This is a genomic window from Pseudomonas sp. GM84, from assembly GCF_000282535.1.
Lineage (GTDB): Bacteria > Pseudomonadota > Gammaproteobacteria > Pseudomonadales > Pseudomonadaceae > Aquipseudomonas.
The window spans coordinates 1-8249 of sequence record NZ_AKJC01000356.1 but is presented as its reverse complement, the minus strand read 5'-3'; the positions used below and the strand labels follow the sequence as shown (position 1 = coordinate 8249).

4 protein-coding genes are annotated in these 8249 nt (G+C 63.4%); 3 read left to right on the top strand and 1 reads right to left on the bottom strand.

Translation table 11 applies throughout. The features are described 5' to 3' along the window. Positions 1-132: 132 nt before the first annotated feature. Positions 133-4038 carry an ATP-dependent RNA helicase HrpA gene (hrpA, locus tag PMI38_RS25465; protein ID WP_008100773.1) on the top strand — a complete coding sequence of 1302 codons (3906 nt, stop codon included), beginning with the start codon at positions 133-135 and terminating at the stop codon, positions 4036-4038. A 193-nt stretch (positions 4039-4231) separates the two neighbouring features. Beyond that, a complete protein-coding gene (locus PMI38_RS25460; RefSeq protein WP_008100770.1) occupies positions 4232-5353 on the top strand; it encodes a beta-ketoacyl-ACP synthase III in 1122 nt (373 codons plus the stop codon). 200 nt (positions 5354-5553) lie between these two features. Here the strand turns inward: PMI38_RS25460 and PMI38_RS25455 are convergent, their stop codons facing one another. After that, positions 5554-6798: a putative porin gene (locus PMI38_RS25455; RefSeq protein WP_008100768.1), complete on the bottom strand. Its 1245-nt coding sequence runs from the start codon at positions 6796-6798 to the stop codon at positions 5554-5556. 226 nt (positions 6799-7024) lie between these two features. Here PMI38_RS25455 and PMI38_RS25450 point away from each other — a divergent pair, with 226 nt between their 5' ends. After that, positions 7025-8152 (top strand): GNAT family N-acetyltransferase, encoded by a 1128-nt coding sequence (locus tag PMI38_RS25450; RefSeq protein ID WP_008100767.1) that lies wholly within the window; start codon positions 7025-7027, stop codon positions 8150-8152. The last annotated feature ends 97 nt before the right edge of the window (positions 8153-8249 follow it).

The following is an 8249-nucleotide window of genomic DNA, read 5'->3' as shown; positions in this document are numbered from 1 at the left end:
TACCTGTGGGAGCCGGCTTGCCGGCGATAGGGCCGGTACAGACAGCAAACAACCGGCAAATCTGCGACAATCGCGCACCCATCGAATGCCGATCATGAAAAAGCAGGCCCACCTGCATCACTAAAAAGCCCCATGACTGACCACGCCATCGACAAACTGCTGCAAAACCTCGACCACGCCATGATCGCCGACCGTCATCGTCTGCGTCGGCAGATCCATGAACTGCGCAAGCGCCCCGACGAGGCGAAGCTTGCCCAGTGGGTGGAGAAGGTCCAGGCGTCCTGCGCCCAGGTCACTGCGCGCCAGCAAAGCGTGCCGCACATTCGCTACGACGACAGCCTGCCGATTGCCGCCAAGCGCGACGAAATCAAGAAGGCACTGGCAGAAAACCAGGTCCTGGTGATCGCCGGTGAAACCGGCTCGGGCAAGACCACCCAGCTGCCCAAGATCTGCCTGGAACTGGGCCGTGGCAGTCATGGCCTGATCGCCCACACCCAGCCACGCCGAATCGCCGCGCGCAGTGTGGCAGCGCGGGTGGCCGAAGAACTGGGCACGCCGCTCGGCGGGCTGGTCGGTTACCAGGTACGTTTCGAAGACCAGAGCGACGCCAATACCCTGGTCAAGCTGATGACCGACGGCATCCTGCTGGCCGAGACCCAGCATGACCGCTTCCTCGAGCGCTACGACACGATCATCGTCGACGAAGCGCACGAGCGCAGCCTGAACATCGATTTCCTCCTCGGCTACCTCAAGACCCTGCTTCACCGCCGGCCAGACCTGAAGCTGATCATCACCTCGGCGACCATCGACCTGGAGCGCTTCTCCAAGCACTTCGATGGCGCGCCGATCATCGAGGTGTCCGGTCGTACCTACCCGGTCGACACCTGGTATCGCCCGCTGACCAGCGAGCAGGACGAAGAGGGCAACCAGGTCGAGGACGACCTCACCGTCGACCAGGCGATCCTCGCCACCCTCGACGAGATCGCCCATCACGAGCGCAGCGAGGGCAAGGGCCCGGGCGATGTGCTGGTGTTCCTGCCGGGCGAGCGTGAAATTCGCGATGCCGCCGAGATCCTGCGCAAGGCGCAACTGCGGCATACCGAAATCCTGCCGCTGTACGCCCGCCTGTCACCGGCCGAGCAGCAGCGCATCTTCCAGACGCACACCGGGCGCCGCGTGGTGCTGTCGACCAACGTCGCCGAAACCTCGCTGACCGTGCCCGGCATCCGCTACGTGATCGACACCGGCACCGCGCGCATCAGCCGCTACAGCTACCGCGCCAAGGTCCAGCGCCTGCCGATCGAGGCCGTGTCCCAGGCCAGCGCCAACCAGCGTAAAGGCCGTTGCGGCCGGGTCGAACCCGGCATCTGCATCCGCCTGTACAGCGAAGAGGATTTCAACGGCCGGCCGGCGTTCACCGACCCTGAAATTCTGCGCACCAACCTGGCAGCGGTGATCCTGCAGATGCTGCACTTGCGCCTGGGTGACATCGACGCATTCCCGTTCATCGAGCCGCCGGATGGCAAGGCCATCAGCGATGGTTTCAACCTGCTGCAGGAGCTGTCGGCGGTCAACCGCGAGAACCAGTTGACCCCACTCGGCCGCCAGTTGGCGCGCCTGCCGATCGACCCGCGGCTGGGTCGCATGCTGCTCGAAGGCGCCCGCCAGGGCAGCCTGCAGGAAGTGCTGATCGTCGCCAGTGCGCTGTCGGTGCAAGACCCGCGCGAGCGCCCGCCGGAGCGCCAGCAGGCCGCTGACCAGGCCCACGCACAGTGGAAGGATGTCGACTCCGACTTCGCTGCATTGGTCAACCTGTGGCGTGGTTTCGAGGAACAACGCCAGGAACTGACGGCCAGCCCACTGCGTAACTGGTGCCGCAAGAATTTCCTCAATTACCTGCGCCTGCGCGAATGGCGCGATGCCCATCGCCAGCTGGCGCTGATCTGCCGTGAGCTGCAGCTGACGGTGAACAAGGAACCGTCCGACTACCAGAAGATGCACAAGGCCATCCTCAGCGGCCTGCTCAGCCAGATCGGCCAAAAGACCGAAGAAGGCGACTATCAAGGCGCGCGCCAGCGGCGCTTCTGGGTGCACCCGTCGTCTGGCATCGGCCGCAAGCGGCCGCAGTGGCTGATGGCCGCCGAACTGGTCGAGACCACCAAGCTATATGCGCGCATGGTGGCCAAGATCGAACCCGACTGGATCGAGCCACTGGCCGGCCACCTGGTGAAGAAGAACCACTTCGAGCCGCACTGGGAGAAAAAGCGCGGGCAGGTGGTGGCCTACGAGCAGATCACCTTGTACGGCCTGATTCTGGTCGGCCGTCGCCCCGTGCATTACGGCCCGATCGACCCGGTCACTTCGCGTGAGTTGTTCATCCGCGAGGGCCTGGTCGGTGGCGAGATCCAGTCGCGCGCCAAGTGCCTGGCGGCCAACAAACGCCTGCTCGAAGCGCTCGACGAGCTGGAGGCCAAGGCCCGCCGACGCGACATCCTGGCCGATGAAGAAACCCTGTACGGCTTCTACGAAGCGCGCTTGCCGGCCGAGATCCACCAGACCGCGACCTTCGACAGCTGGTACCGCATGGGCAGCCAGAAGGACGCCAACCTGCTGATCATGCGCGAGGAAGACGTGCTGGCCCGTGAGGCCAGTGAAGTCACCGCCGCGCAATACCCCGACAGCCTGCAGGTGGGCGAACTGCGCCTGCCCCTGACGTATCACTTCGAGCCCGGTCACCCACGTGACGGCGTCACCGTGCGGGTGCCGGCACCGCTGTTGCCGAGCCTGCCGGGCGAGCGCCTGGAGTGGTTGGTGCCGGGCCTGCTGGAGGCCAAGTGCGTGGCCCTGGTGCGCAGCTTGCCCAAGGCCCTGCGCAAGAATTTCGTGCCGGTGCCGGACTTCGTCAAGGCCGCCCTGGCGCGCATGACCTTCGGCCAGGGCGCGCTGCCCCAGGCGCTGGGCCAGGAGCTGCTGCGCATGACCGGCGCCCGCGTGTCCGACGAGGCCTGGGCAGAGTCCATCAGCCTGGTCGAAGGCCATTTGCGGATGAACATCGAAGTGGTCGACGGTGAGGGCAAGTTCCTCGGCGAGGGCCGCGACCTGGCCGAGCTGACCGCGCGCTTTGCCGCCGCCAGCCAGGCAGCGTTGGCGGTGCCGCGCAACGACAAGACCGAACAGCCGGTGCAGGCCAAGGCCTTCAGCGAGGTGAAGCAGACTGCCCAGCAGAAGATCGCCGGGCTGTCGATGACGGTGTATCCGGCGTTGGTGGAAGAGAACGGTAGCGTGCGGGAAGGTCGATTCTCGACCCAGGCCGAAGCCGAGTTCCAGCACCGCCGCGCCTTGCAGCGCCTGTTGCTGCAGCAGTTGGCGGAACCTGCCAAGTTCCTGCGGGGCAAGCTGCCGGGGCTGACCGAATTGGGCTTGCTGTACCGTGAACTGGGGCGCGTCGAGGCGCTGGTGGAAGACATCCTGCTGGCCAGCCTGGACACCTGCATCCTCGAAGGTGAAGCGAGCCTGCCACGCGATGGCGCGGCATTGGCCGGGTTGGCCGAGCGCAAGCGCGGCAGTTGGGCAGAGCATGCCGAGCGCCTGGCGCGGCAGACCTTGGAGGTGCTCAAGCTGTGGCATGGCCTGCAGAAGCGCTTCAAGGGCAAGATCGACCTGAGCCAGGCCGTGGCCCTCAACGATATCAAGCAGCAGCTGGCCAATCTGGTCTATCCGGGCTTCGTGCGCGAGACGCCGAATGCCTGGTTCAAGGAGTTGCCACGTTATCTGAAGGCGGTGGAACTGCGCCTGGAAAAACTCGGCAGCCAGGTGCAGAAGGACCGGGTGTGGAGCGGTGAGCTGAGCAACCTTTGGGCGCAGTACAAGGCGCGCGCCGACAAGCATGCCCAGGAGGGCAAGCGCGACGAGCAGCTGACTCTGTACCGCTGGTTGCTTGAGGAGTATCGGGTGTCGCTGTTCGCGCAACAGTTGGGCACAAAAGTGCCAATTTCCGACAAGCGCCTCAGCAAACAGTGGTCTCAGGTGGAAGCCTAAACACTCAAAGTTGTGGCAATATTGATGCAATTTGCTGCTGCTCGCAGCCCGTCGCAGGCAAGCGCGTTCCTAAGTAGGAGCGGGCTTGCCCGCGGTCGAGGGCAACGCCCTTGCCCCGGAATTGGTACTGAAGTGCCACTGTCCATTTTCCAGCCAACGCCCAGGGCGATGGCCTTTGACCAGAGGAACCACCGTGCATAACGTCGTGATCAGCGGCACCGGCCTGTATACCCCGGCCCAAAGCATTTCCAACGAAGAACTGGTGGAGTCCTTCAACGCCTGGTCGCAGCAATTCAACCGCGACAACGCTGCGGCCATCGAGCGCGGCGAGCTTGAAGCCGCGCCGCTGTCCGATGTTGCCTTCATCGAGAAAGCGTCGGGCATCAAGAGCCGCTTCGTCATGGACAAGGCCGGTATCCTCGACCCGCAGCGCATGAAGCCCCGCCTGCCGGAGCGCTCCAATGACCAGCAGTCGATCCTGTGCGAGATGGGCGTGGCCGCAGCCCGCCAGGCGCTGGAGCGTGCCGGTCGGACCGCAGCCGATGTCGACGGGGTGATCGTCGCCTGTTCCAACCTGCAGCGCCCGTACCCGGCTATCGCCATCGAGGTGCAACAGGCACTGGGCATCGAGGGTTTTGCCTTCGACATGAACGTGGCCTGCTCGTCGGCCACCTTCGGCATCCAGACTGCCGCCAACAGCGTGCAGTTGGGCCAGGCCCGCGCGTTGCTGGTGGTCAGCCCGGAAATCTGCACCGGGCACCTGAACTTCCGCGACCGCGACAGCCACTTCATCTTCGGTGACGCGGCCACCGCAGTGCTGGTCGAGCGGGCCGACCTGGCTACCTCGGCACACCAGTTCGACATCGTCGGCACCAAGTTGCTGACGGCGTTTTCCAACAACATCCGCAACAACTTCGGTTTCCTCAACCGCACGGCGGAAGAGGGCATTGGCGCGCGCGACAAGCTGTTCGTGCAGGAAGGCCGCAAGGTGTTCAAGGAAGTCTGCCCGATGGTCGCCGAACTGATCGGCAAGCACCTGGGCGAGAACGACCTGCAACCGTCCGACGTCAACCGCTTCTGGTTGCACCAGGCCAACCTGAGCATGAACCACCTGATCGTGAAGAAGCTGCTGGGGCGTGAAGTGGCCGAGGAAGACGCACCGGTGATTCTCGACCGTTATGCCAACACCAGTTCGGCGGGGTCGGTGATTGCTTTCCACTTGTACCAGGATGATCTGGCCAAGGGCGCGCTGGGCGTATTGAGCTCGTTTGGCGCGGGGTATTCGATTGGTAGTGTGATTCTGCGCAAGCGCTGATTTTCAAGCTGTCTGTTCCGGCCTCTTCGCGGGACAAGCCCGCTCCCACAGTTTCACTGCTGAATTCAGAAACAGTGGCGTACCTGTGGGAGCGGGCTTGCCCCGCGAAGAGGCCGACGCATTTCTGGCAGACAAAAAAAGGCGGGAAGCACCGGATGGGGTCGGTGCTTCCCGCCTGCGTAACACAGGGGAGCTGAAGCTTAGAACTTGGCTTCCAAGTCGACCTGCAGCGTATCTACGTCAGCATCGCTGTTCGGCAGGTTGGAGTAATCGGTCTTGGCCATCAGGTAGGTCGCGCCAAGGGCGAAGTTCTTGTCGATCTCGTAGCCAACCTTGAACTTGTGGCCTCGCGAACCTGTGAAGCCGTTACCGAAGTCGGAATCGGTGAACAGGCTGACCACAGCGTTACGCTGCACGTCGCGGTAGTTGTAGTCCAGGCTCCAGGCGCCCAGCTTGCTCTTCAGGCCTGCCAACCAGCCGATGTCCTTGCCATCGGTACTCTGGGTGTTCTTGACGTACTGGCCATAGGCCGACAACGGGATGGCGAAGCCGGTGAAGTCCACCTGGCCGAAGCCTTCCACCAGGTTGAACTGGTCGGTGGTGTTGCCCAGCGAGCGCAGGGCGGCCGATTCTTCGTCGTTGTCATAGGCATAAAGGCTGCCGCCGACGGTCATCTTGACGGTATCGGCAACATTGAACTTGGTGCCCAGCTGGCCGTGGTACAGCTGTGCGTCATGCTTGTACTGCACACCGTCGCCGTCGACGTTGTCCTTCAGGTTGTAGTGGCCGGCACTGCCGAACACTTCGGCCGGGCCGAGGTTGGTCTTGTAGGTGACGGCCACGCCCTCGGGGTTGATGTCGCTGTCCCAGATGATGTCGCCCATGCTCACCCACGGCTGGAGCATCTTGCCGCCGATCAGGTGCAGGTTCGGCAGGGCAGTGGGGTGCCAGTCGAGGTAGGCCAGGTCGAGCCACAGCGACTTCTTCTCGAAGTAGTTGTCCAGGCTCTGGTTGGTCGAGCGGGCATCGGCGCTGCTGCCGGTGGCCACGCGCACGCCAGCGTCGACCTGTGGGTTGATTTCGCTGTAGAAGCCAACGCGGGCACGGACGCGTTCACGGTCCTGGTTGCCGCTGCGCGAGTTCGGGTTGTCGACGTTGACGTCTTCGTAGCGCAGGCGCACATCACCCTTGATCTGGGTCTTGGCGGCCCATGCCACTTTCTGTTCGAAAGAGCTCATGCGTTCGGACTGAGCTTTCTGGTCGGCCTTTTCCTTGGTTTCTTTTGCCAGGTCGCCCTGCAGTTCGTTGTACTGCGCCTGGTTGATCGAGCCATTGGCGCGGAGCATTTCGAGCAGCTTGGCGTCGACAGCAGCACTGGCCGGAGTACTAAGAGCCAGCATCATGCCGGTGAGGCTCGCTCCGGTAAGTGTAGAAACAAGACGCATAAGGTTCTCCCTACTGAAAAATATTGGGGAGGCTCAGCGCCGCCCCCAGGTTGGCATGTCTTCGGAAAGGGCCTGAATAGACAGGTTCTGGGGTTCCGGAAAACAGGCGCAAGTATTGCGAGGGCGAATGACAGAATAATGTCTAATTAGTGGCACTGCGGTTAAGTAATTGAGTATTAAAGGGTCCTTCCGCAATACTGAGGGCGTTCAGCCAAGAGTCGACACCGTGACCAGCCTCTACAGCCTTGCCCATCTGCGCGACCTGCCCACGGCGACCTGGGACGCCCTGGTGCCCGACGGCCAACCCTTCCTGCGCCATGCCTTTCTCAGTGCGATGGAAGACAGCGGCAGTGTGGCCCCCGCTGGCGGCTGGGCCGCCGAACACCTGGTACTGGAGCGTGACGGGCAGGTTCGGGCGTTGCTGCCGGCCTACCGCAAGTGGCACTCGTATGGCGAGTATGTGTTCGACCACGGTTGGGCCGATGCTTGCGAGCGTGCCGGTATCGCCTACTACCCCAAACTGCTGGGGGCGGTGCCCTTCAGCCCGGTCAGCGGCCCACGCTTGCTGGCCACGGACCCTGCCGATGGCTTGCTGCTGCTGCAGGCTTTGCCGGAGTACCTGAGCAAGGGCGGACTCTCCAGTGCGCACATCAACTTCACCGACGCCAGCCTCGACGGTCAGATGGCCGGCTTGCCAGGCTGGATGGAGCGCCTGGGCTGCCAGTTCCACTGGCGCAACCGCGGCTACCGCGACTTCCAGGACTTTCTCGACAGCCTGAGCTCACGCAAGCGCAAGCAGATGCGCAAGGAGCGTGAGCAGGTGGCCGGGCACGGCATCGACTTTCGCTGGTTCCGTGGCGATGAACTGGATGAGGCCCAATGGGATTTCATCTATCTGTGCTATGCCAACACCTATGCCGTGCGCAGGCGTTCGCCGTACCTGACCCGTGAGTTCTTCAGCCTGCTGGCCGAGCGCATGCCTGAGGCGATACGGGTGGTGTTGGCCAGGCAGGGCGGGCGCGATGTGGCCATGGCCTTGAGCCTGGTGGGTGGAGACAGTTTGTTCGGACGTTACTGGGGCTGCCTGGATGAGTTCGACCGGCTGCACTTCGAAACCTGTTTCTACCAGGGTATGGACTTTGCGATTGCCGAAGGGCTGCAGCGCTTCGATGCCGGGGCGCAGGGGGAGCACAAGCTGATTCGCGGGTTCGAGCCGGTGCTGACGCGGTCGTGGCATTACTTGCTGCACCCGGGGCTGCGGCGGGCGGTGGAGGACTTTCTGCGCCAGGAGCGGGAAGGGGTGAGGGGGTATGCCGAGGAGGCGTGGGGGATGTTGCCTTATCGCAGGGATTGAAGGCTTCGCTGCCTGAGCGGGCCTTATCGCCGGCAAGCCGGCTCCCACAGGTACCCCACTGAATTCAAGAAATGTGGATTCCCTGTGGGAGCCGGCT

What these genes read in the sequence shown, in the direction of transcription:
- hrpA (WP_008100773.1), top strand. Translation starts at nt 133, where the DNA reads ATGACTGACCACGCCATCGACAAACTGCTGCAAAACCTCGACCACGCC.
- PMI38_RS25455 (WP_008100768.1), bottom strand. Translation starts at nt 6,798, where the DNA reads ATGCGTCTTGTTTCTACACTTACCGGAGCGAGCCTCACCGGCATGATG.